The following is a 22,472-nucleotide window of genomic DNA, read 5'->3' on the forward strand; positions in this document are numbered from 1 at the left end:
TTTTTCCTGCAAAACCTGCGAAATTATAAGGTATCATTGCGCATTAAATTTGCGTCGGAGCGTGTTTTTGCACCCTTCGCCGCTGTCGCGCAGGTGGGCCACGGCCAGTCCGGGGGGCGCGACAGACGATCGCGCAGTCCATTGGAAGACCCTGACGCGACGAATGGATAACGGCAGACCCGCCTCCTGCCCAGTACCGCATTCCTCGGTTTGTCCGCACGTTTCGCGAGCCGCCGCGTGGCGCCTGGCGAATTTTTTGCGAACAGGCCGGAACCCAGATGACAGGCCGCCGTCCCAGTCACATCCATTGGGACGGCCTCACGCAGACACAGGATTTTGCATGTTCGGTTTTCTTCGAAGCTATTTCTCCAACGACCTGGCCATTGACCTGGGCACGGCCAACACGCTCATTTACATGCGCGGCAAGGGCGTCGTGCTCGACGAACCGTCGGTCGTCGCCATTCGCCAGGAAGGCGGCCCGAGCGGCAAGAAGACGATTCAAGCTGTCGGCAAGGAAGCCAAGCAGATGCTCGGCAAGGTGCCGGGCAACATCGAGGCGATCCGCCCGATGAAGGACGGCGTGATTGCCGACTTCACCGTGACCGAGCAGATGATCAAGCAGTTCATCAAGATGGCGCACGAGTCGCGCCTGTTCTCGCCGTCGCCGCGCATCATCATCTGCGTGCCGTGCGGCTCGACCCAGGTCGAGCGCCGCGCCATCAAGGAAGCGGCCCACGGCGCCGGCGCCTCGCAGGTGTACCTGATCGAAGAACCGATGGCCGCGGCCATCGGTGCCGGCCTGCCGGTCTCCGAAGCCACGGGCTCGATGGTGGTCGACATCGGCGGCGGCACGACCGAAGTGGGTGTGATCTCGCTGGGCGGTATCGTCTACAAGGGTTCGGTCCGGGTGGGCGGCGACAAGTTCGACGAAGCCATCGTCAACTACATCCGGCGCAACTACGGCATGCTCATTGGCGAACAGACCGCCGAGGCGATCAAGAAGGAAATCGGTTCGGCCTTCCCGGGCTCCGAAGTCAAGGAGATGGAAGTCAAGGGTCGCAACCTCTCGGAAGGGATTCCGCGCGCCTTCACCATTTCGAGCAATGAAATTCTCGAAGCCCTGACCGACCCGTTGAACCAGATCGTGTCGTCGGTGAAGATCGCACTGGAGCAGACCCCGCCGGAACTGGGCGCCGATATCGCCGAGCGCGGCATGATGCTCACGGGCGGCGGCGCGCTGCTGCGCGATCTCGACCGCCTGCTCGCCGAAGAAACCGGCCTGCCGGTGCTCGTCGCCGAAGACCCGCTCACCTGCGTGGTGCGTGGCTCGGGCATGGCGCTCGAGCGCATGGACAAGCTCGGCAGCATCTTCTCCTACGAGTAAGCCAACGTGCGTGGTTCGTCGTCCGGCGCGGAGGGGCCAGGCCTTTCCCCCTTCGCCCGACACGACCGGCCACGCAGCAAGACCATGCGCACGGAGCTTGTCGTCATGCCGCGCCGTCGCACCCGACTGACACCATTCGCGCACCGCGGCGCCTCGCTGCGCGTGCTCCCCTGAAGGGCCCACCATGCAGTACAGTCCGCCGCCACTGTTCAAACAGGGTCCGTCGGCGTTGGCCCGGCTGATCTGTTTCGTCGCGCTTGCCATCGGCCTGCTCGTGGTCGACTCGCACTACAACACGCTGGAGCGGGTTCGATCCGTCGTCGGCACCGCCCTGTATCCGGTGCAGCGCATGATGCTGATGCCGCGCGACGCCATTCTCGGCGTAGCGGGCTTTTTCTCGACCGAATCGCAACTCTCGGGCGAGAACCGGGCGCTCCTCCAGCAGAACCTCGAACTCTCCGTGCAGGCCCAGCGCAACGACCAGTTGGTCGCCGAGAACGAACATCTGCGCCAGATGCTCGCCCTGCGCGCGCGCCTGCCCGTGCCAAGCATTCCTGCCGAGATCGAATACGACACGCGCGACCCGTTCACGCAGCGCGTGGTCATCGACCGCGGCGCGAAGCATGGCGTGAAGCTCGGCGCCCCGGTCGTCACGGAACAGGGCCTGCTCGGCCAGGTCTCGCGCGTCTTCCTGCTGCAAAGCGAAGTCACGCTGCTCACCGACAAGGAACAGGCCGTGCCGGTGCAGGTCACGCGCAGCGGTGTGCACAGCGTGATCTACGGCGGGCTGCGCGGCGACGTGCTCGACCTGCGCTTCATTCCGCTGTCGGCCGACGTCAAGGTCGGCGACGAAATCGCCACCAGCGGCCTGGACGGCATCTACCCCGCCGGCCTGCCCGTGGCGCGCATTACCAAGGTCGACCGCGTCTCCGACACCGCGTTTGCGCGCATTCTGTGTCAGCCGGTCGCCAATCTGCGCAGCCAGCGCCAGGTGCTGGTGCTGCAATACACCACACCGCTCGCCCTGCATCCGGACGCCGCCGCCGATCTCGCGCGCGCCTCCGATCCGTCGGCCAGCGGCGACAAGCCCGGCCAGAAGGGCGGCACGCGCGCCGATCCGAAGCGCGCACCGGCCGCCCGCAAGGGGCATTGAGGAATCGATATGTCACGACCGCAATACATTCTGCTGCCGGTCAACCCGTACTTCATCGCGCTCAGTCTCGTGGTGGCGTTCCTGGTCAACCTGATGCCGTGGGGGCATGCCCCCGCCATGCCCGACTTCGTCGCACTCGTGCTGATGTTCTGGAACATCCACCAGCCGCGCAAGGTGGGCATGGGCGTAGCGTTCGTCGTCGGGCTGCTCATGGATGTGCACAACGCCGGCCTGCTGGGCGAGCACGCGCTCGCTTACACGCTGCTGTCGTACGGTGCGATCATGATTCACCGCCGTGTCCTGTTTTTCACGCTGCTCGGTCAGGCGCTGACGGTACTGCCGTTGCTGTTGCTCGCGCACGTGGTGCCGTTCATCATTCGTCTGGCGACCGGTGCGGCGTTTCCGGGCTGGTGGCCGCTCGCGGCGGGCTTTGTCGAAGCCCTGCTCTGGCCGGTGATCAGCATCCTGTTGCTGGCGCCGCAGAAACGCGCCGTCGACCGCGACGACACGCGTCCGATCTGATGGGCCCCGCCCCCACCCGATCGCACCACCGAGCCCCGCCCGCATGACCGAGTTCAAGAATCCCCAGCAACAACTGCAGACGTTTCATCTGCGGATCACGGCGGCTGCATGTTTCGTGCTGATCTGCTTTGGCCTGCTCGGCGTACGCTTCGTCTACCTGCAGGTCTTCCGTCATAACCAGTACGCACTGCAAGCCGACGAGAATCGCGTCTCGCTCGCGCCGATCGTGCCCAACCGCGGCGTGATCATGGATCGCAACGGCGTGGTGCTCGCGCGCAATTATTCCGCGTACACGCTGGAAATCACGCCGTCGAAGATCGGCCGTCCGCTCGAAGATCTCATCACCGATCTGTCCGACGTGATCGAGATCACGCCACGTGACCGCGCCCGCTTCAAGAAGCTCATGGACGACAGCAAGAGCTTCGAGAGCCTGCCGATCCGCACCCGCCTGACCGACGAGGAAGTCGCGCGCTTCACCGCGCAACGTTTCCGTTTCCCCGGCGTGGATGTGCACGCCCGGCTGTTCCGTCAGTACCCGCTCGGCGAGACCGCTGCGCACGTGATCGGCTACATCGGCCGGATCTCGCAGCGCGATCGCCAGCGTATCGAGGCGATGAGCGACGAGAACGACAGCGACAGCGCCAAGTACGACATCCGCCGCGACGTCAACAACTACAAGGGCACCGATTACATCGGCAAGATCGGTGTCGAGCAGAGTTACGAGACCCAGCTCCACGGCATCACCGGTTTCGAGGAAATCGAAGTCACCGCAGGCGGCCGCCCGGTGCGCACGATCTCGCGCACCCCGGCCACGCCTGGCGACAATCTGGTGCTGTCGCTCGACATCAAGCTCCAGGAGGTGGCCGAGCAAGCCTTCGCCGGCCGACGCGGCGCGGTCGTCGCCATCGAACCGAAGACGGGCGACGTGCTCGCGTTCGTGTCGGCGCCGAGCTTCGATCCGAACATGTTCGTCGAAGGTATCGACCAGCAGAACTGGGACGCGTTGAACAACTCGCCCGACCGGCCGCTGCTCAACCGTCCGTTGCGCGGCACCTATCCGATCGGCTCGACGTACAAGCCGTTCATGGCGCTCGCCGCGCTCGAACTGGGCAAGCGCACCACGAGCTGGGGCTTCCAGGACACCGGCGCGTTCACGCTCGGCAACCATACGTTCCGCAACGACGTGCGTAACGGCCAGGGCTGGATCGACATGTACCGCTCGATCGTGGTCTCGAACGACACGTATTACTACATGCTCGCGCACGATATGGGCGTGAATGCGATTCACGACTTCATGGTGCCGCTCGGCTTCGGTCAGCTGACGGGCATCGACATCGAAGGTGAAGCGCGCGGCATCCTGCCGTCGACCGAGTGGAAGCGCAAGGCGTACAAGAAGCCCGCACAACAGAAGTGGTACGACGGCGAGACGGTCAGCCTGGGCATCGGACAAGGCTACAACTCGTTCACGATCCTGCAACTGGCACACGCCACGGCGACGCTGGCCAACAATGGCGTGGTGATGAAGCCTCACCTCGTGAAGGCCATTGAAGATCCCGTCACGCATGCGCGCCAGCTCACCGTGCCGCACGAAAGCGCCAGGCTGCCCTACAAGCAAGCCAACATCGATTTCGTCAAACGCGCGATGGTCGGGGTGATCAAGGAAGGCACGGGCCGCCAGGCGTTCCTGGGCGCGCCCTACGAGGCCGGCGGCAAGACCGGCACGGCGCAGGTCTACTCGCTCGGCAAGAATGAGAAGTACAACCACAACGCCATCCCCGAATTCAAGCGCGATCACGCCTTGTTCATCGCCTTCGCCCCCGCCGACGATCCGAAGATTGCCATCGCGCTGATCGTCGAGAACGCCGGATGGGGTGCCGCACAAGCCGGCCCGATCGCGCGCCGTCTGCTCGATTACTACCTCATCGACGAGCCGAAGGAACGCGCTGCGGAAGCGGCCGCGTTGCAGGCCGGCGCCTCCGTTCCCGGGGCCGCATCGGGCGCCTCGGCCGTATCCGCCGCGCCGGACGCCGCGCCCGCCAGCGCCGCCGAACTTGGCGGCCGCGCCACAGGCGGCACGACGACCGTGGCACGCGTCGCCACCGGTGCGCTTCCCAGTGCGCTTCCCAGTGCGCGTTCCAGCACCGTGCCCGGCACCGCCAACGCGGCGACCGGCGCATCGCGTGCCGTTGATGGCAAGGCGGCCGCAGCCGGGACGACCTCGCCATCCGGTGCGCCGAAACCCGACCCGGCGCCGCATCGTCAGCCCGCCGTGAGTCCGACCGTCGCCGACGAAGCCCGACATCGCGCCGCCATACGCGCGCAAGGAGGAACGCCATGATGGCGCTCGACAAACATACGTGGAAAGAGCAGGTCAAGCGCCTGTTCGTCGGCTTCGACAAACCGCTGGCGCTGATCGTCTTCCTGTTGCTGTGCGTGGGACTGGTCACGCTCTACAGCGCCAGTATCGATGTGCCCGGGCGCGTCGAAGATCAGGTGCGCAACATCGTGCTGACGTTCATCCTGATGTGGCTGCTGGCAATGCTGCCCACGCAGACACTGATGAAGTTTGCGGTGCCGCTCTACACGGCCGGGGTGGCGCTGCTCATTGCGGTGGCGATGTTCGGACTGACGAAGAAGGGCGCGAAGCGCTGGCTGAACGTCGGGATGGTGATCCAGCCGTCCGAGATCATGAAGATCGCCATGCCGCTGATGCTGGCGTGGTACTTCCAGAAGCGCGAGGGCAATATCCGCTGGTTCGACTACCTCGTCGCGATGGCCTTGCTCGGCGTGCCCGTGGGTCTGATCGCCAAACAGCCTGACCTCGGCACCGGCCTGCTGGTGGCCGCCGCTGGACTTTACGTGATTTATCTCGCGGGCCTGTCGTGGAAGCTCATTCTGCCCGTACTTGTCGCCGTGGTGATCGGCATTGGTACCATCCTCGCCGTGCAGGACAGGATCTGTCAGCCGGAAGTCGAATGGTACTTCCTGCACGACTACCAGAAGCATCGCGTGTGCACGCTGCTGGATCCGACGTCCGATCCGCTCGGCAAGGGCTTCCACACGATTCAGTCGGTGATTGCCATCGGATCGGGCGGGACGACCGGCAAGGGTTGGCTCAAAGGGACGCAGGCCCACCTCGAATTCATCCCCGAGAAACACACCGACTTCATTTTCGCGGTGTTCGCGGAAGAGTTCGGGCTGATGGGCGAGGCGGTGCTGCTGGTGCTGTATCTGCTTCTGGTTGCGCGCGGGCTGGTGATTGCCGCCTCCGGGGCCACCTTGTTCGGGCGACTGCTGGCGGGGGCCGTCACGATGATCTTCTTCACCTACGCCTTCGTGAACATGGGCATGGTGAGCGGCATTCTGCCGGTGGTTGGCGTCCCGCTGCCGTTCATGAGCTACGGCGGTACCGCACTGGTGACGCTCGGCCTGGGCATCGGCATTCTAATGAGCGTGGCGCGCGAGAAACGCCTCATGCAGAGTTGACGCACCCGCACGCCACGCTGGCAAGACGGCAGGGGCAGGGGCATCACCCTGCGCCCTGCCGTTTTTTCGTCTGGGTGAAGCGCGGCGACTAACGGGCCGGTGCAGGGGACGGGGTTGGCGCGGGCACTCGATTCATCGCGTCGAGCTTGCCCTGGGCAGCGACGTCGCCCTGGGCGGCGGCCTTTGCGTACCACAGGCGTGCCCGGCCGAGATCTGGCGTGACGACGCCATAACCCCGCTCGTAGTAGCTCGCCACGATGTACTGCGACGGCAGATCGCCACCGCGCGCGGCTTTCTCGTACCAGGCGAACGCCGTCTTGTAATCCCTGGGCACGCCGCGTCCGATGAAATACTCGTTGGCGATGGCCGCCTGCGCCTGCACGTGGCCTTGCTTCGCCGCCTTTTCGTACCAGAGATTGGCCTGGGGAATCGATTTGCCGACGACATAGCCGTCGTCGAACATCTTGCCGTAGACATATTGCGCCTGGGTCATGCCCGCGTTCGCGGCGCGTTCGAGCCACTGCACCGCGCCGCTCGGATCGGGCGTACCGCCCTCGCCGTTGAGCAGCATCATGGCGTAGTCGAATTGGGCGAGACGATTGCCCTGCTCGGCCGCCCGGCGGAACTCGCCGAGCGCCTGCGACTGCTGGCCCGCCTCGTAGTGCTGCACGGCTTGATCGGTCAGCGCCTGGGCCGGGGCCTGTGCGGCGGCTACGGCATAGGGAATCGGTTGGCACGCCGTGCCCACCAGCGTGGCGGCGACACCGGCAAGCAACCGGCGCATGGCGTAAGACATCGACATGGCGAACCTCCTGAGACAGGCGTTGGACGTATTGTGCGCCAAATGGAAAAGACGCGCCGGCACGCCCGTTCGCCCCGGCCATCGCTGTGTCGCCGTGACGCTGTGCCTCCGTGTCGCCGCGCCTACGCTGTGCACCGCGTCCGCCAACGCAAAAGCCCCGGCACGCTGGCCAGGGCCTTTGTGTCGTGGAAGACGGCCGACTTACGGCTTGATGTACGCGTACCCCTTCTGCTGCAAGCGCGTGATTTCGACCACACCCGACGGCGTAAAGTCCGCGTCGAGCACGAACTGGTCCTTCTTCAGGTTGCGCTGCTTCATCGTGATTTCGCATACCTCGAACTTGACGCCGCGCGCATGCAACGCCGAGATCAGCGGTCCGACGGTCGCGGCATCCTTGTAATTCTCCATCAGAAAGTCAACGCCTTTGGCATGCGCGACGACCACGACGTCGGTATCCGGCACCGTATCGAGTTGGTTGCGAACATTGCGCAACGCGGCCAGCGCCTGTTGCTCGGCGTCGTTGATGTGATACACGACCTTGTCGCGGGCGAACGCCTGCGTGGCGGGCGCGGCGAATGCCGTGAACAGGAATGCGGCCAGCAAGCCGCGCAGCAGCGTCTTCATTGATGGAGTCCCCTATGGATTACATGGTGCCAGCCGCATCATAGCGCGTCGGCCCGCCGCGGCGCATGGCTCGAGGATGGCACGCCGGGCACCGCGTCCCGCGCCGAATATGGCGGCGGCGCCTCCCATGCCGCGTCGGTCTGCGTTGTCGCGTCGGCGCAGACGGCTCGCCCCTCTTGTGGCGGAACCGACAGCAGCGCTCGGCCCGCGGCTCGCGAACTCGCGAAATCGTCCCGGAAATCGCCGTGATCGAGCGGCGGTGCGCCGGGCCGCCACCGAGGGAACACGGCAGCCACCGGTCGATTGGCCACCTGCTCGAGGGCGTGCAGATTACCTTGCGAATCTCGCCGCCGCATCGCGACGAGCTGCACCAAGGGCTGCGAGTTCTGCGCAATCACGTCGCTGCTCGCTGAAATTCTTGCCATGCCAACTCCTGAAAATAAAAAACCCGCCAGACTCGAGATCTGGCGGGTGGAAACTGTCGGTCATGTCGCGACCGGTGGTCGTCGAATTCGGCGGCGGAGTATCGAATTTGTCGCGTCGTGGGCATCATCCCAGCCCGGACGAACGTCATGGATGCCCATTCACATCGATCAAAGCGCCAGCCAAACGCCGCGCAGACGGCGGTTGGCGGTGGTCGAAGGTAGTCGAAGGTGGTCGAAGGTCGTTGAAGGCGGCAAATGGCAGGCGATGGCGCAAGGGCAAATTACGCCGTGACTTCCGACCAGCAGTTCGGCGTTTCGTACAGGCGCAGGCGCACCAAGCGCAAGTCGCGGCCGTAGTGCGCGTCGAAGACATGGCTCAGCGTGTCGAAGGCCACCGCCGCCAGATTCTCGACGGTCGGCACGCGATCGAAGACCACCGTCTTGTGGTCGGGCATCGTCTCGAGAAAATTGCGCACCGCCGTGTCGCCTTCATAGACGAGGAACGCATGGTCCCACACCGACACGAGATGCTCGTTGGCCAGCGCTTTCACGTCGGCAAAGTCCATCACCATGCCGTTGTCGGACGCGCCGCTCTCGCGGCTCACTTCGCCCGCGAGCGTGATCTCGAGCACGTAGCGATGCCCGTGCAGATTGCGGCACTGGCTTCGGTGATCGGGAATGCGGTGGCCCGCATCGAATTCGAGTTTCCGGGTAATCGTAATCACAGCAACGGCTCAGGGAATATTCAGGTATTTGTGCGTCTGCATCGACAACGACCAGCGCGGATGCGCCTTGCAATAGTCGATGGCCAACTTCGTATTGGTGTCGCGCAGGGGTCCGTCCATCGGCTGGAGGTAGAAGTGCTGGAAATCGAGCGCCTCGTAATCGGTCAGGCGCTGGCGATCCTGCGGCACCACGACTTTCAGCTCGTCGCCACGCGTGACGATCAGCTCGGCATCGGCCTTCGGGCTCACGCATACCCAGTCGATCCCCGCGGGGACGGCTTGCGTGCCGTTGGTCTCCACCGCAATGCGGAAATCCTCGGCATGCAGCGCGTCAATGAGCGCCGCGTCGAGCTGCAGCAGCGGCTCACCGCCGGTGCACACGACGAACCGGTGTGCGCGGTCGCCCGCCGGCCACAACGCCGCGATCTGCGCCACGAGATCGGCCGGCGTGCGGTACTTGCCGCCAAGCTCGCCGTCGGTGCCGATAAAGTCGGTGTCGCAGAACTGGCAGACGGCGTCCGCGCGGTCCTCTTCGCGGCCGGTCCACAGGTTGCATCCTGCAAACCGGCAGAACACCGCCGGGCGTCCGGCGTTGGCGCCCTCGCCCTGCAAGGTGTAGAAGATTTCCTTTACCGCGTACGTCATGGTATCTCGATTCTCCCGGGATCAGGCCGCGCCGCGATGCTGATCGTGATGGCGCGCGCGCCACTGCTCGTAGCCGCGCTGGCGCAATTGGCACGCCGGACATTCGCCGCACCCGTAGCCCCACGCATGCAGCACGCTGCGCTCGCCCAGATAGCACGTGTGCGTGTCTTCGCGCACCGTCTCGACCAGCACGTCGCCACCCAGGTCCTGTGCCATCTGCCACGTGTCGGCCTTGTCGATCCACATCAGCGGCGTCTCGACGATAAAGCGCTGGTCCATGCCCAGATTGAGCGCGACCTGCAGCGCCTTCATGGTGTCGTCGCGGCAGTCGGGATAGCCCGAGAAATCCGTCTCGCACATGCCGCCGACCAGCACGCGCAAACCGCGTCGATAGGCAATGGTCGCACCAATCGTCAGGAACAGCAGATTCCGGCCCGGCACGAAGGTGTTCGGCAGATGGTTCGCCGCCATCGCGATCGTGGTCTCACGCGTGAGCGACGTCTCGCTGATCTGGCCCAGGATCGACAGGTCGATCATATGGTCGTCGCCCAGACGCGGCGCCCACTGCGGAAAACGCACCCGCAGCTTGGCCAACACGTCGGTGCGGCATTCCAGCTCCACGCTGTGGCGCTGGCCGTAATCGAAGCCCAGCGTCTCGACGCGCGCATAGCGCGACAGCGCCCACGCGAGGCAGGTGGTCGAATCCTGTCCACCGGAGAACAGGACCAGAGCGGAATCGGTGCTTGTCGTCATGATCATGCGCTAGCAGTATCGCCCTCGCCGTCAGGACGACGGGGGCCGGGGCACGCGCTGGCGGCCGCCCTTCAGGCAGCCCACGTGCGGGATATGTCACGCGATTGTGAACCGCGACGCCCCGTGTTGCTATGGCCGGGACGTGATACCCATCATCGGGCAGCGTTTTCGTTCAAACGCAAAAAGGGCTTGCGATATGCGCAAGCCCTTCGAATTTGGTGGCCTGGGTCGGAATCGAACCAACGACACGCGGATTTTCAATCCGCTGCTCTACCAACTGAGCTACCGGGCCAAGAGAAAGCGATTATAGAGACTGCAGACATTTCGCGCAAGCCCCTCGTCGAAAAAATCTGCAGGAAAGCGGCATGGCAGCGCACCTGAGCGCGCCGCCATGCCATCACGTCTTGCTCTTCGAGAGTTCCACGCCCAGTTGCTTGAGCTTGCGATACAGGTGAGTGCGCTCCAGCCCGGTCTTCTCGGCCACACGCGTCATGCTGCCGTGCTCCTTGGCCAGATGGTAGGCGAAGTAGGCACGCTCGAACGCATCGCGCGCCTCGCGCAGCGGAACATCGAATGAGATGTCGCCTGACATGCCGGCCACCGCGCCCGCAGCGGCGCCCTCAAGATCGTGGGCACCGAGCGAGGCATGGTGCAGGGCGGAGCCGTTCAGGCCCGCGCCCGCGTGGCGCGGCTCGCTCTCGCCAAAGACGCCCGCGTCCGGCGCGTCGTCGTCGGCTTCGAACGCGCTGGGCGCACCGCCCGACGCATCGCGCTTGCCGCGCGCAAGCCCCTGCTCCACCGCCTGCAACAGCTTCTGCAAGGCGATGGGCTTTTCGAGGAAATTGAGTGCCCCGATTTTGGTCGCCTCGACGGCGGTATCGATCGTGGCGTGGCCCGACATCATGATCACGGGCATCGTCAGCAACTGCTGCGCCGCCCACTCTTTGAGCAACGTTACGCCGTCGGTATCGGGCATCCAGATATCGAGCAGCACGAGATCGGGGGTGTGCGCGGCGCGGAAGGCGCGCGCCTCCTGCGCGTTCTCCGCAACTTCCACGACATGCCCCTCGTCGCTCAGAATCTCGGAGAGCAGCTCCCGGATCCCCATTTCGTCGTCCACCACCAAAATGGTTGCCATTTACGCTACCTTCGTGTGTTCTGCCGGCTTGTTGCGCGACAGTTCCTGGTCGTCAGCCAATTGAGTAAACAAGATCGAAATCTGTGCGCCTGCACTGCCTTCGCCCTCGGGTAAGGACCGGTTGCGAATGTCGATGCGCGCGTGATGCTCGTCGACGATCTTCTTGACCATCGCCAGCCCGAGCCCGGTGCCCTTCGACTTCGTCGTCACGTAGGGCTCGAATGCGCGGGTCAGAATGCGCGCCGGGAAGCCCGGCCCGTTGTCCGTGATCGTCAAGCGCACTGCCGTGCGTTTCGGTTCACCGGGATGCATATCCGTTCCTGCGTATTCTACTGTCTTCGTTTCCACCGTGATAAGAGGGTTTTCGGTCGCGCTGACGGCGTCTTGAGCATTCTGCAGCAGATTATGAATAACCTGGCGCAATTGCGTCGAGTCGCCGCGAATCTCCGGCAGGCCCGCGTCCAGATACGGACGAATCGCGCCGCGCCCTTCCTCCACCCCATATAACGTCAGCACCTCGCCGATCAACTCGTTGAGTTGCAGCGAATGCATGATCGCCGGCGGCAGACGCGCGTAGTCGCGGAAATCGTCGACCATGCGCTTCATGGCCGCCACCTGGTTCACGATGGTCGTCGCGCCGCGGCGCAGCACTTCGGCATCGGCCGGCGGCAGCTTGTCGGACAACTTCATTTGCAGCCGCTCGGCGGAGAGCTGAATCGGCGTGAGCGGATTCTTGATCTCATGCGCCAGACGCCGCGCCACCTCGGCCCATGCGACCGAACGCTGGGCCGAAATCACGTCGCTGATATCGTCGAACACCACGACGTAGCCACCGCCGGCACGCGTCGGCACCCCGGCCACCGCGACCATCGGCTCGGGCAGATGCGAGCCGCGCACGAGCAGCGTGACGGCATCCGTCTCGCCCGGCAGCGTCAGGCCGATCTGCTGTTGCCAGTGCCCCCCCGGACCGAGATCGGCGTTCGCGTCGCGATCAGCGAACGCACGACGCAACGTCTCGCCGAACTCCACGAGCGCCGGAATATTCGCCGGCGAGCGGTTAAGCTCGCCCTGGAAGCTCTGCTTGAAGATGCGCTCGGCACCGGCATTGGCGGTCGTCAGACGGAAGTCGCGATCGAACACGAACACGCCGGCCGTCAGGCTGGACAGAATACTCTCCAGGTGCGCCTTCGAACTTTCGAGCGCGAGCCGGTTGCGCTCGACCGTGGCGCGCGCGTCGGACAACTGGCGCGTCATGGCATTGAACGCCTGCGTGAGGAAGCCGAGTTCGTCGTTGGTACGCACCTCCCCCTTCGGCGACAGGTCACCGGCCGCGACTTCCTGCGTACCGCGCGCGAGCAGGAAGAGCGGTCGCGCGAGCTGGTTGCCGAGCGCCAGCGCGAGCATCATCGCCACGAACGTGGCGAGAAACAGCGATAGCGTCAGTGTGCCGATGTACATCTTGCGAAGGCCCGTGCGGCCAAGCGCCTTCTCCTGGTATTCGCGATAGGCGCTCTGCACCGCCTCGGCGTTCTGCGCCAGATTGGCCGGCACCAGTTGCGTGACTTGCAGGAAACGCTCTTCGTCCTGCAACGACGAGGTGTACCCCGAGGGGATGCGGATCACCACGCGCCAGCGCAGTTGATCTTTCGCCTGGTGCCTGTCGTAGCCCTCGCTGCCGCCTTCGATGGCCGTGTAGCCGCGCGACTGCGTGCGGGCCTGACGCAGCATGAGCGGCGTTGGCAGATCCGGCACCAGCGCATTGAAGTTGCCCGAGGCCGACGCGAGCACACGCCCGTTGCCGTCGACGATGGTGGCGTCCTGCAGGCCAAACTGGTCGCGCATGCGCAGCAGGGTGAGCGTTCCGCCCTTCTCGCCTCGCGACGCGAGGTTGTCGGCCACGAGCTGCGCCTTTGCGCTGAGATCCGACAAACCATTGTTCAGGATGGCGCGGCCCAGTTCGAGCCCGGAATCGAGCGCGGTCTCGACGCGCACGTCGAACCACGACTCGATGCTGCGCGAGACGAACTGCAGCGACACGAGGTAGATGATGCCGCCCGGCAGCACGCCCACCAGTGCGAAGAAGATCGCCAGTTTGGCGAGGAGTCGCGTGCCGAAGCGTCGCTGGCGCAGGCGCGCGAGAATAATCCAGACGAGCGCGCCGACGATAAAGACAAAGATGAACGCCACTGCGATATTCGCGGTGTAGAGCAGCGAATAGTAGCGATCGAAAAATTCGGTATTGGCCGACGCGAGCGCCAGCAGGCCGAACAGCCCGATGGCGACGAGCGCCATCGTGACGATCAGCGTGCGAATGACGATGTGCTTGAGCAGGCTGCCGCCATTATTTGACACGGGCGGCTCCGGGCGGCAGCGCCGCACTGAAGGCGAGCGGCAGGGTGCCCCTCAGACGGAACGCGTGATTCGGGGCGTCGACGGCCACGCTCGCGGCCACGATCGGTGTCGCAGGCACGAGGGTCGACGTTGACGCCGACGCCGGCGGCGCAGGCGTGAACAGGAAGCGCGCCCAGTCGGAGCTGAGATTCCAGTCGCGATTGTTCACGGCGTCGATCTGGAACGGCTTGGGCATCAAGGCATTGTCGAGCCGCATGCGCACCGAGGCCTGATACTGCGTGCCCGGCTTGACGACACCCTTGTCGATGACGCGCCAACCGCTCACATTGCGCACGAGCGCGAGCGCGTCGCGCAACGAGGCGAAGCCGAGTTGCAGTCCGCCATTGCTGCTGTTGCCGTTGTTGCTGGAGACGCGATACTGACGCGTGAGCGGCTGGAACCACAACCGCACGCTCTGCGAGGTGCTCACGACCTTCTCGTCGAACCAGTACCAGCGCGAGCGGGTGAGTTCGAAGTCGGTCGTGAAATACAGCGAGATGCCGCGATTGACCGCATCTTCCAGGCTACTGTTGAGTTCGAAGGCAAAGCGCGCATCGAGCGTCCAGCCACCCTCGGACGGTTCGAGCCGGGCTTCACGCACCTGGATGTCATTGTCGGCACGCGCGGGCGCAGCAAAGCCGAGCGCAAAAACGCACAGCAGCAGCGGCAGCAAACTGGTCAGTAGCCGTTGGGAGAAAGTCACCGTTTCTGGAAGCGAGCGTAATAGAAGCCGTCGTGGGCGCCGCCAGGGGTCATCAGCAATTGCCCGGGAGCGTCCAATCGTACCGCATCTGTGCGAACCCGTTCAAACCATTGCGCTTGCTGTTCATTTTCTGCCGGGAATATCGAGCACGTCGCATAGATCAACTCGCCGCCCACGGCCAGCGTTTCCCAGAGCGCCAGCACAATGCGCCGCTGCGCTTCGACCAGGGCCGCAATGTCGGCCTCGCGACGCAGCCAGCGAATATCCGGATGGCGTCGCACGATGCCGGACGCCGAACACGGCACGTCCGCCAGAATGCGATCGAACGGCACGCCGTCCCAGCCGCCGCCCGACCACTTCGACGGCATGCCGGCATCGCCGATGCGCACGTCCGCGGTGAGCCCCAGACGCTCGAGGTTTTCGTAGATGCGCGGCACGCGCAGGCGATCCGACTCGAGCGCCGTGACCTGCACGTCGGCCAGCTCGAGCAGATGGCCGGTCTTGCCGCCCGGGGCCGCGCAAGCGTCCAGCACCCGCAGGCCGGCGCGCGGCGGCTCGCCGAGCACGAGCGGCGCGGCCCGTTGCGCGCCGGCGTCCTGCACCGACACCCACCCGTCGGCAAAACCCGGCAGTCGGTCCACCGGCACGGCCTGTGCGAGCCGCAACGCCACCGGTCCAATAACCTCGGCGGCCATGCCTGCCGCCGCGAGACTCGCCTGCATGGCCGCCACGCTGACGCGGCGGGTGTTCACGCGCAGCGTCATCGGCCCGCGACTGTCGCCGGCGGCAAGCAACGTCTCCCATTGATCGGGGTAGGCTTGGCGAACCGTGTCGATCCACCACGCGGGGTAGTTCCGGCGGGCTTCGGGCTGCTTCGCGATCTCGGCCATCAGGGTCTCGCGCTCGCGAAGGAAGCGACGCAGCACGGCATTGGCCAACCCCTTCGCGGCGACGGTGCGACGCTGGACGGCAATCGCCTCCACGGCCTGATCGACGACCGTAAATTCGGTGTACGCAGCATCCTCGGTGGTATCTTGCAACAACGCGAAGGCGCACAGCAGGATGTCGCGCACGCGGGCTTGCAGTGCGGATTTGACGAGCAAGTCGAGCAGCGCGCGACTGCTGCCCAGGCGGCGCACGGCGCGGTAGGCGAGATCCTGTGCGGTGGCGCGCACGGTCGGTGGGCATTGCGTGGTGGCTTGCGCCAGCGCTTGCGGCAACGCGGTGCCCTTCTGGACGGATTCGAGGGCCTGCGCGGCGCGCTGCAGCGCGTAAGCCAGGGATTCGGTGGGCAGACTCGGTTGCGGCATGGGCTTTCTACAAACAAACATGCCCGCGCGACGGCGGGCATGGGGTCGATCGGACGGCTGTCGGGCCACAGGATAGCAGACTGGCGAGCCGTGCCAGAAGGCTACCCCCACGTGGGCAGGCGAAGCCTTGATCGCTGGGGCCGGTCCTCACTTTCGTGCGTGTTCTTGCGTGTTCTTGCGTGTGTCGCCGCGTGACGCGCACGATCAGACCGGATACTGGCCGGTGCGCGCCATCTCCATGAGTCGTGCCACGCGCTCTTCGGTCGCCGGGTGCGTCGAGAACAGATTGGCGATCGCGCCACCGGACAGCGGGTTCATGATCATCATCTGCGCCGTGGCCGGATGCTGCTCAGCCGCCTCGAACGGAATGCCCTGCGCATAGCGGTGAATCTTGTCGAGCGCCATCGCCAGCGACTGCGGATCGCCAGAGATTTCCGCGCCGCCTCGGTCCGCCTCGAATTCGCGGGCGCGCGAAATCGCCATCTGGATCAACGAAGCCGCCAACGGCGCGAGAATTGCCACGGCAATGCTCGCGATCGGGTTGGCCGGACGGCCGTTCTCGTCACGTCCGCCGAAGAACATGGCGAAGTTGGCGAGCGCCGAAATGGCACCGGCCATCGTGGCGGAAATCGTCGAAATAAGAATGTCGCGATGCTTCACGTGCGCCAGCTCGTGCGCCATCACACCGCGCAGCTCGCGATCGGAGAGCACGCGCAAAATGCCGGTCGTGGCCGCCACGGCGGCGTGCTCCGGGCTGCGGCCGGTCGCGAACGCATTGGGCGAGTCCTCGTTGATCAGGTAGACCTTCGGCATCGGCAGCCCAGCGCGCTGCGACAGCTCGCGCACCATGTTGTAGAACTGCGGTGCGCTCGTCTCGTCGACTTGCTGCGCGTTGTACATGCGCAGCACCATCTTGTCCGAGAACCAGTACGAAAAGAAATTCATCGCGAGCGCGAACGCCAGCGCGAGCATCATGCCTTGCCTGCCGCCGATCATGCCGCCCACCACCATGAACAACGCGGTGATGGCCGCCATCAGCAGGGTGGTCTTCATCCAATTGAACATGGTGTTCTCCTCTGCAAATCTTGATGACCCAATGAAGCCACGCACTTTGCGTGTCCCCGGGCGTTAGATGGTGCCGGTCGTCAAAAATTCAACGCCGCGGCCCCCGTTGCGAGACTTTTCAGACGTTCGCAGGCATTTCCCGCCGATTCAACGACGTTTTGTGGCCTTTCCGTACGGTTTCGACGATCGGAACGACCGAGTCGGTCGATATTACTGCGCCGGCGGCTGGCCGGTCGCGAAAACGTTCCCGGGGCTCAGTGCGAATCCCGCGAGGAATTCACGCACCGGCAGACGCTTACCGCCCGGCTTCTGGCACTCGGTCACGCGAAGCGCGCCGGTCCCACAGGCGACGACGATAGCGTCGGCACTCACTTCGAGCACGGTGCCGGGGGCAACCCCCGGCTTGCCCGCCACGGCGCTCGCACGCCACAGCTTGACGGGGGTGTCGTGCACTGTGCCAAGCGCCCCGGGGAACGGATCGAACGCCCGCACCTGCCGCGCCAGCGTCTCGGCGGGCTTGCGCCAGTCGAGCACGGCTTCCTGCTTCGCGATCTTCTCCGCGTAGGTCACCCCGGCCTCGGGCTGGGCGACGCTGGGCAGATGCCCGTCGCGCACGAGCTGGCGCAAGGCGTCGACGATCAACTTGCCGCCGAGCGCCGCCATACGGTCGTGCAGCGTCGCCGTGGTGTCCTCCGGACCGATGGGTTCGGCCTCGCACAGAATCATCGCCCCCGTATCGAGACCAGCGTCCATCTGCATGATGGTGATGCCGGTCTGCGCATCGCCCGCCTCGATGGCACGGTGAATCGGTGCCGCGCCGCGCCATCGTGGCAGCAGCGAACCGTGGATGTTCAGGCACCCGTAGCGGGGCAGATCGAGCACTTCCTGCGGCAGGATCAGGCCATACGCGGCCACGACCATGACATCTGGCGCCAGCGCGCGCAGTTGTTCGATGGCTGCGGCGGCTTCTTCCGGAAACTTGCCGTGACGGCGCAGCGACGACGGCTGCGCCACCGGCATGCCCCGTTCCTGGGCGTACCGTTTGACCGGACTCGCATGCAGCTTCATGCCCCGACCCGCAGGACGATCCGGCTGAGTGAGCACCAACTCCACAGGAAAACCAGCAGCATCGATGGCGGCAAGCGCGGTTTGTGCGAATTCCGGCGTACCGGCGAAAACGATGCGAAGCGTCATGACGAACTTCCTTGGGCGGAACGCGATAACTTACTTGACGGCGGCGGTGACGACAGGGGTGATAGGGGATGCAGCCACCACTGCCGACGGCGCCACGAAGGCGCGGAAGCGCTCATTGCTATCGCCGGCGCGGCCGCCCTGCCAGATCTCGCGCCAGCCTTCCGGCGCCGGAATGCGCGCATTGGCCTTGTCGAGCAACAGCAGCACACTGCAACGCGACGCCTGTGCCAGATCCTGAAGCTGTACCGGACGCACGTCGATGAAATAGTCGAGCATGGCACGCTCCGACTCGCCGACGTTGTACGACCCGACGCATCGGGTCGTCAATGGCGTGCCATGCGGCACCGCATGGACGAGCGACTCGCGCAGCGCGTCGAACGGCGTACGGTAGCTGCGGGCCTCGTTGATCCAGGGCAGCAGCAGCGTCGAGAGCGTTCCCCAGACGAACATCAGCCCGGCGAAACCGAACACCAGAGCGCCGAGCTGACGGCGATTCACGATCGCCGTGCCCCACAACGCGGCGACGATGACCGCCGTGAGCACCAGTCCCGGCGAGAACGGCAGCAGGTAATCGAGGGGCAACCACTTGCCGATCGGCCCGGCGGCGATGTGTCCGTTTCCGGTCAGTTGCAGCCCCCAGCGCACCCAGAGGAACAGCCCCAACCCGCTCATGAGGACAAGCGCCACACCGGACCAGGTCTTCTCAAGCCAGGTCGGCAGGCGCACGCCTGCGCCCAGCACCGCGATGGCGGGGAAGAGCGGCAACATATAAATATCGCGAATCGCCGACGACGCGACGAGCGTCGCCACGAATAGGCCGGTGTATAGCCAGAGCATGGCCTGTTCCGGGCACTCACCCAGAAAACGCCGCATCCCGCCGCCCTGCCGCAGTTGTGCGACCAGCGCGCCGATGGCGAGCCAGCCGGCCGGGAAGGTCAACCCGATCAGGCTCGCCGCATCGCTCCCATAGGTCGTGCGCTCCCCGCCGAGATGAACGAAGCCGAAAAACCGGCCGAAGTTGTTATCCCAGAACCATTCGATGAACAGCGGCTCGGAGGCATGCCAGAACAACGCCGGCCAGATGATCAGCCACGGCAGTGACGCCAGCACCGCCCAGCCGAGCGCGCCCGAATAGCGGCGCGTGCGGTAGGCCGGCACGGCAAGCACGGCCAACGCGGTGAGCCCCAACACGCCGGGCACCAGCAGGCCCTTGCTCAGGAAGGCGATACCCGCTCCCGTCCCGAACAGCAGCCCCCACAGGCGCGACGAGTTCTCGGCTTTGGCCAGGCGGGCGAGCGCCGCCAGCGCAAGCGCGGCGCCTGCCAGCTGTGGCACATCCGCCGTCAGTTTGTGAATGTTCTCAATGGCCCCGAAGCTGCCCACCATGAGCATGGGCGCGAGCCAGTTGAACGTGTCGGTATTTTGCGTATCCGCCGGGCCATAGAGGCGTTGCGCCAGCCGGCCGACACAGATCACCGCGATGACGAGCCAGGCGAGCACCGCGAGTTGCGCCGCATCGAAGACCGGCAGTACACCGGACGCCAAGCGTGCGAAGAACGCGCCCGTCCAGTACATCACGGGCGGCTTTTCCACGAAAGGATCGGCGGCCACGTGCGGCACGATCAAATCGTGTCCGCGAAAGAAGTTGAGCACCATGCCGACCGAATACGGCTCGTCGGCTTTCCAGGGGTCGCGATCGAACAGGCCCGCCAGCACAAAGGCGGACAGGAACGCGGCGCTCAGCCAGTAAATCGTGCGGGTGCGGGAGGACGGCGAAGCGATGGCGATGGACATCTCGGCAAACGGTCGGGGGGTTGGCCCGACGGCGGTCGTTCGATGACGCCCCGTCGCAGCGGCGGAAGGCGAGCGTGTGCGCCCGCGAGCGCTGCAAGTATAGAGGACTTTTCAGGGCGCGCGCCCGGGCTGGGCGCCGACGGACGGTTTCAGGCGCATTTCAGGCGCGTTCGACCTGCTTTTTCATCTTTTGCTTGATGCGATTGCGCTTGAGCGGCGAGAGGTACTCGACGAACACGCGGCCCTTGAGGTGATCCATCTCGTGCTGAATACACACGGCGAGCAGGCCGTCGGCGTCCAGCTCGAACGCCTCGCCCTGCTCGTTCACGGCGCGCACACGCACGCGGTCGGCGCGCTCGACTTCGTCATAGATGCCGGGCACCGAGAGGCAGCCCTCTTCATAGACCTTCTGCTCATCGCTGCGCCAGACGATCTCGGGATTGATGAACACGCGCAATTCGTCGCGCGTTTCCGAGAGATCCATCACGATCACTTGCTCGTGCACGTCGATCTGCGTGGCCGCGAGACCAATGCCGGGAGCGTCGTACATGGTCTCGGCCATGTCCTTGACGAGCTGGCGAATTCGGTCGTCGACCTTGGCAACCGGCTTGGCCACCTTGTGCAGACGCGGATCGGGATATTGAAGAATTGTCAGTAATGCCATGATGAAAACGGGAATTCGCCGCATTGCCCAACGGGTGGCCGCGAACGCACAATCTTGCGATGGCGGCTGCGTCGCGATGTGCGCGCCGCAACGGATGTTCGCCTTGGCCCCCCGGTCAATGCTTACCGGATGATGAAAAATTTTAGCATAGCGCCCTTCTCGACGCTGGCGGCCGGCGATGCGCTACCTGCCCAAGCGCCTTGCCCCGAGTCCTGCTCCGAGCCTCATCCCGACGTGCGTTCCTACGCCGTGGCCGGTCAACCCGCCCTTCACGCCGCCCCCTTGCTCGATACGCATCAGATCGGTGCTGACCGTGCGGAAATCAAGGACTGGCTGCGGTTATGCCACACGCCGGGGGTGCCGCCTGCGGCGGTGCGGCGTCTGTTGATGGCATTCGGCATGCCCGAGGCGATTTTTCGTGCGTCGCGCGTCAGGCTCGCTGAAGTGCTGCCGGACGCCCTCGTGGCCAGGTTGCTCGCGCCAATGTCCGCCGAGTTGAGTGCGCAGGTCGCCCGCACGCTCGACTGGGCGGGCCAACCCGGGTGTGCCGTCGTGACGTTGTCCGAGCCGGCCTACCCGCGCGCGCTGCTGGCGCTTGGCGACGCCCCGCCGATCCTGTATTGCCGCGGCGACGTCGGCCTGCCCAACCGAGCCGGGGGCGCGGCGGTAGCGCTCGTCGGCAGCCGCCGTGCCACGCCGCAGGGACGCGACAACGCGCGGCACTTCGCCCGCACGTTGGGCGACGCCGGTGTCATGGTCGTGTCGGGGCTCGCGGCCGGCATCGACGCCGCCGCCCACGAGGGAGCGCTCGCGACAACGGGCGGCACCTGTGCGGTCGTCGGCACCGGGGCCGATCTCGTCTACCCCGCGCACCATCGCGCCCTGGCCGAGCGCATCGCCGAACGCGGCCTGTTGCTGTCCGCGTTTCCCGTTGGCACACCGCCCCGTGCCGATCATTTCCCGCGTCGCAACCGGCTGATCGCCGCACTCGCGCAGTGCATCGTGGTCGTCGAGGCCGCAACGCATTCGGGTTCGCTGATCACAGCGCGTCTGGCGGGCGACCTGGGCCGAGACGTGCTCGCCGTGCCCGGCTCGATCCACGCACCGCAAAGCCGCGGTTGCCACACGTTGATCCGTGACGGCGCCACGCTCGCGACATCGCCCGAAGACGTTTTCGAAGCCCTGGGCATCGCGCCGCCCGCCAGTACAGTTGACACAGTGGTGGCGGGCGCGGTGGTCGAGCCGGGCCCATCGAGAGGCGCAAGACATTCGGGAGATGTCCGTGCAAGCGTGCGCGGCAAGCGCGCCCGCGCATCGCGCCGCCAGCCGTCTGCCAGCGCAACAACCGATCTGTTCGACGTTCACGACGACGGGCGCGTTGACGGCCCACCGTCAGTCCGCGCCGAAGCAGTGACGCCCAGGGACGCATCGCCCGGCATGGCAGCAGTCCTGGAAGCGCTGGGGTATGATCCGGTCAGCGCGGACACGCTGTGCGGGCGCACCGGCCTGGCGATCACCGCGATACTTGCGCATCTGAGCGTGCTCGAACTCGATGGCCACATCGCCCGGCTGCCCGGTGGACGGTTTGCCCGGCGGACCGACCCGGGCGTACGCTGACGCATGCCCCGACCGCCGAGGCCGATACCCGAAATGCGCTGCTCGCCGCTGCGTGCTCTCCCAATCCCCAAATACCG

Annotated in this window: 20 protein-coding genes, 1 tRNA gene and 1 pseudogene; 7 read left to right on the plus strand and 15 right to left on the minus strand. The window is 65.4% G+C overall.

All coding sequences use genetic code 11. The annotated features are described in order from the left end of the window. Window positions 1-340 precede the first annotated feature (340 nt). From PEP31012_RS07595 to rodA, 5 genes are all read left to right on the plus strand, one after another. Complete coding sequence (locus PEP31012_RS07595) at window positions 341-1,384, plus strand: rod shape-determining protein (RefSeq protein ID WP_010805637.1); 1,044 nt, start codon at window positions 341-343, stop codon at window positions 1,382-1,384. A 184-nt stretch (window positions 1,385-1,568) separates the two neighbouring features. Then, entirely contained in the window at window positions 1,569-2,537 is a 969-nt protein-coding gene (gene mreC / locus PEP31012_RS07600) for a rod shape-determining protein MreC (RefSeq protein WP_150588695.1), read from the plus strand. Between the two features lie 9 nt (window positions 2,538-2,546). Beyond that, window positions 2,547-3,059: a rod shape-determining protein MreD gene (gene mreD, locus PEP31012_RS07605; protein ID WP_150588696.1), complete on the plus strand. Its 513-nt coding sequence runs from the start codon at window positions 2,547-2,549 to the stop codon at window positions 3,057-3,059. A gap of 43 nt (window positions 3,060-3,102) precedes the next feature. After that, on the plus strand, window positions 3,103-5,397 hold the full coding sequence (mrdA, locus tag PEP31012_RS07610) for a penicillin-binding protein 2 (RefSeq protein ID WP_150588697.1): 2,295 nt from the start codon (window positions 3,103-3,105) through the stop codon (window positions 5,395-5,397). Then, a complete protein-coding gene (rodA, locus tag PEP31012_RS07615) occupies window positions 5,397-6,545 on the plus strand; it encodes a rod shape-determining protein RodA (RefSeq protein WP_150588846.1) in 1,149 nt (382 codons plus the stop codon). The genes mrdA and rodA overlap by 1 nt, the downstream gene beginning before the upstream one ends. 88 nt (window positions 6,546-6,633) lie before the next feature. Here rodA and PEP31012_RS07620 read toward each other — a convergent pair whose 3' ends face one another. From PEP31012_RS07620 to PEP31012_RS07630, 3 genes are all read right to left on the minus strand, one after another. Continuing rightward, the gene (locus PEP31012_RS07620; RefSeq protein WP_246171175.1) at window positions 6,634-7,347 is read right to left on the minus strand and encodes a tetratricopeptide repeat protein; all 714 of its coding nucleotides are present in this window, start codon (window positions 7,345-7,347) and stop codon (window positions 6,634-6,636) included. A gap of 201 nt (window positions 7,348-7,548) precedes the next feature. Further along, complete coding sequence (locus PEP31012_RS07625) at window positions 7,549-7,971, minus strand: DsrE family protein (RefSeq protein WP_150588699.1); 423 nt, start codon at window positions 7,969-7,971, stop codon at window positions 7,549-7,551. A gap of 38 nt (window positions 7,972-8,009) precedes the next feature. Next, window positions 8,010-8,396, minus strand: a complete 387-nt coding sequence (locus tag PEP31012_RS07630; RefSeq protein WP_150588700.1) for a hypothetical protein — start codon at window positions 8,394-8,396, stop codon at window positions 8,010-8,012. Between PEP31012_RS07630 and PEP31012_RS07635 the strand changes: the two genes are divergently transcribed. Continuing rightward, window positions 8,395-8,688, plus strand: a complete 294-nt coding sequence (locus tag PEP31012_RS07635; protein ID WP_150588701.1) for a hypothetical protein — start codon at window positions 8,395-8,397, stop codon at window positions 8,686-8,688. The two genes, PEP31012_RS07630 and PEP31012_RS07635, sit on opposite strands and share 2 nt — an antisense overlap. Here the strand turns inward: PEP31012_RS07635 and queD are convergent. The 12 genes and pseudogenes from queD to def all read right to left on the minus strand — a co-directional run bounded on the left by queD (window position 8,678) and on the right by def (window position 20,778). Further along, window positions 8,678-9,118, minus strand: a complete 441-nt coding sequence (queD, locus tag PEP31012_RS07640) for a 6-carboxytetrahydropterin synthase QueD (protein WP_425494940.1) — start codon at window positions 9,116-9,118, stop codon at window positions 8,678-8,680. The two genes, PEP31012_RS07635 and queD, sit on opposite strands and share 11 nt — an antisense overlap. Window positions 9,119-9,130: 12 nt before the next feature. Then, window positions 9,131-9,766: a 7-carboxy-7-deazaguanine synthase gene (queE, locus tag PEP31012_RS07645; RefSeq protein ID WP_150588703.1), complete on the minus strand. Its 636-nt coding sequence runs from the start codon at window positions 9,764-9,766 to the stop codon at window positions 9,131-9,133. Between the two features lie 21 nt (window positions 9,767-9,787). Continuing rightward, the gene (gene queC, locus PEP31012_RS07650; RefSeq protein WP_150588704.1) at window positions 9,788-10,525 is read right to left on the minus strand and encodes a 7-cyano-7-deazaguanine synthase QueC; all 738 of its coding nucleotides are present in this window, start codon (window positions 10,523-10,525) and stop codon (window positions 9,788-9,790) included. Between the two features lie 210 nt (window positions 10,526-10,735). After that, window positions 10,736-10,811: transfer RNA gene (locus PEP31012_RS07655), tRNA-Phe, on the minus strand. Window positions 10,812-10,916: 105 nt separating this feature from the next. Beyond that, the gene (locus PEP31012_RS07660; protein ID WP_150588705.1) at window positions 10,917-11,657 is read right to left on the minus strand and encodes a response regulator; all 741 of its coding nucleotides are present in this window, start codon (window positions 11,655-11,657) and stop codon (window positions 10,917-10,919) included. Then, entirely contained in the window at window positions 11,658-13,949 is a 2,292-nt protein-coding gene (locus PEP31012_RS07665; RefSeq protein WP_281355423.1) for a sensor histidine kinase, read from the minus strand. A gap of 199 nt (window positions 13,950-14,148) precedes the next feature. Continuing rightward, window positions 14,149-14,751, minus strand: a pseudogene (locus PEP31012_RS07670) (DUF4390 domain-containing protein); the annotation flags it as partial. Continuing rightward, a complete protein-coding gene (gene rsmB, locus PEP31012_RS07675) occupies window positions 14,748-16,061 on the minus strand; it encodes a 16S rRNA (cytosine(967)-C(5))-methyltransferase RsmB (RefSeq protein ID WP_150588708.1) in 1,314 nt (437 codons plus the stop codon). The gene rsmB and the pseudogene PEP31012_RS07670, both read right to left, overlap by 4 nt. A gap of 204 nt (window positions 16,062-16,265) precedes the next feature. Further along, a complete protein-coding gene (htpX, locus tag PEP31012_RS07680; protein WP_150588709.1) occupies window positions 16,266-17,126 on the minus strand; it encodes a zinc metalloprotease HtpX in 861 nt (286 codons plus the stop codon). Between the two features lie 210 nt (window positions 17,127-17,336). Next, window positions 17,337-18,320: a methionyl-tRNA formyltransferase gene (gene fmt, locus PEP31012_RS07685; protein WP_150588710.1), complete on the minus strand. Its 984-nt coding sequence runs from the start codon at window positions 18,318-18,320 to the stop codon at window positions 17,337-17,339. Window positions 18,321-18,350: 30 nt separating this feature from the next. Continuing rightward, window positions 18,351-20,114, minus strand: coding sequence for an ArnT family glycosyltransferase (locus PEP31012_RS07690; RefSeq protein ID WP_150588711.1), 1,764 nt, complete (start codon window positions 20,112-20,114; stop codon window positions 18,351-18,353). A gap of 160 nt (window positions 20,115-20,274) precedes the next feature. Further along, window positions 20,275-20,778, minus strand: a complete 504-nt coding sequence (def, locus tag PEP31012_RS07695) for a peptide deformylase (RefSeq protein ID WP_150588712.1) — start codon at window positions 20,776-20,778, stop codon at window positions 20,275-20,277. A gap of 234 nt (window positions 20,779-21,012) precedes the next feature. On the opposite strand from def, the gene dprA reads away from it, so the two are divergent. Continuing rightward, entirely contained in the window at window positions 21,013-22,395 is a 1,383-nt protein-coding gene (gene dprA, locus PEP31012_RS07700; protein ID WP_246171176.1) for a DNA-processing protein DprA, read from the plus strand. Window positions 22,396-22,472: the final 77 nt, after the last annotated feature.

This window comes from Pandoraea eparura, from assembly GCF_902459725.1.
Taxonomy (GTDB): Bacteria; Pseudomonadota; Gammaproteobacteria; order Burkholderiales; family Burkholderiaceae; genus Pandoraea; species Pandoraea eparura.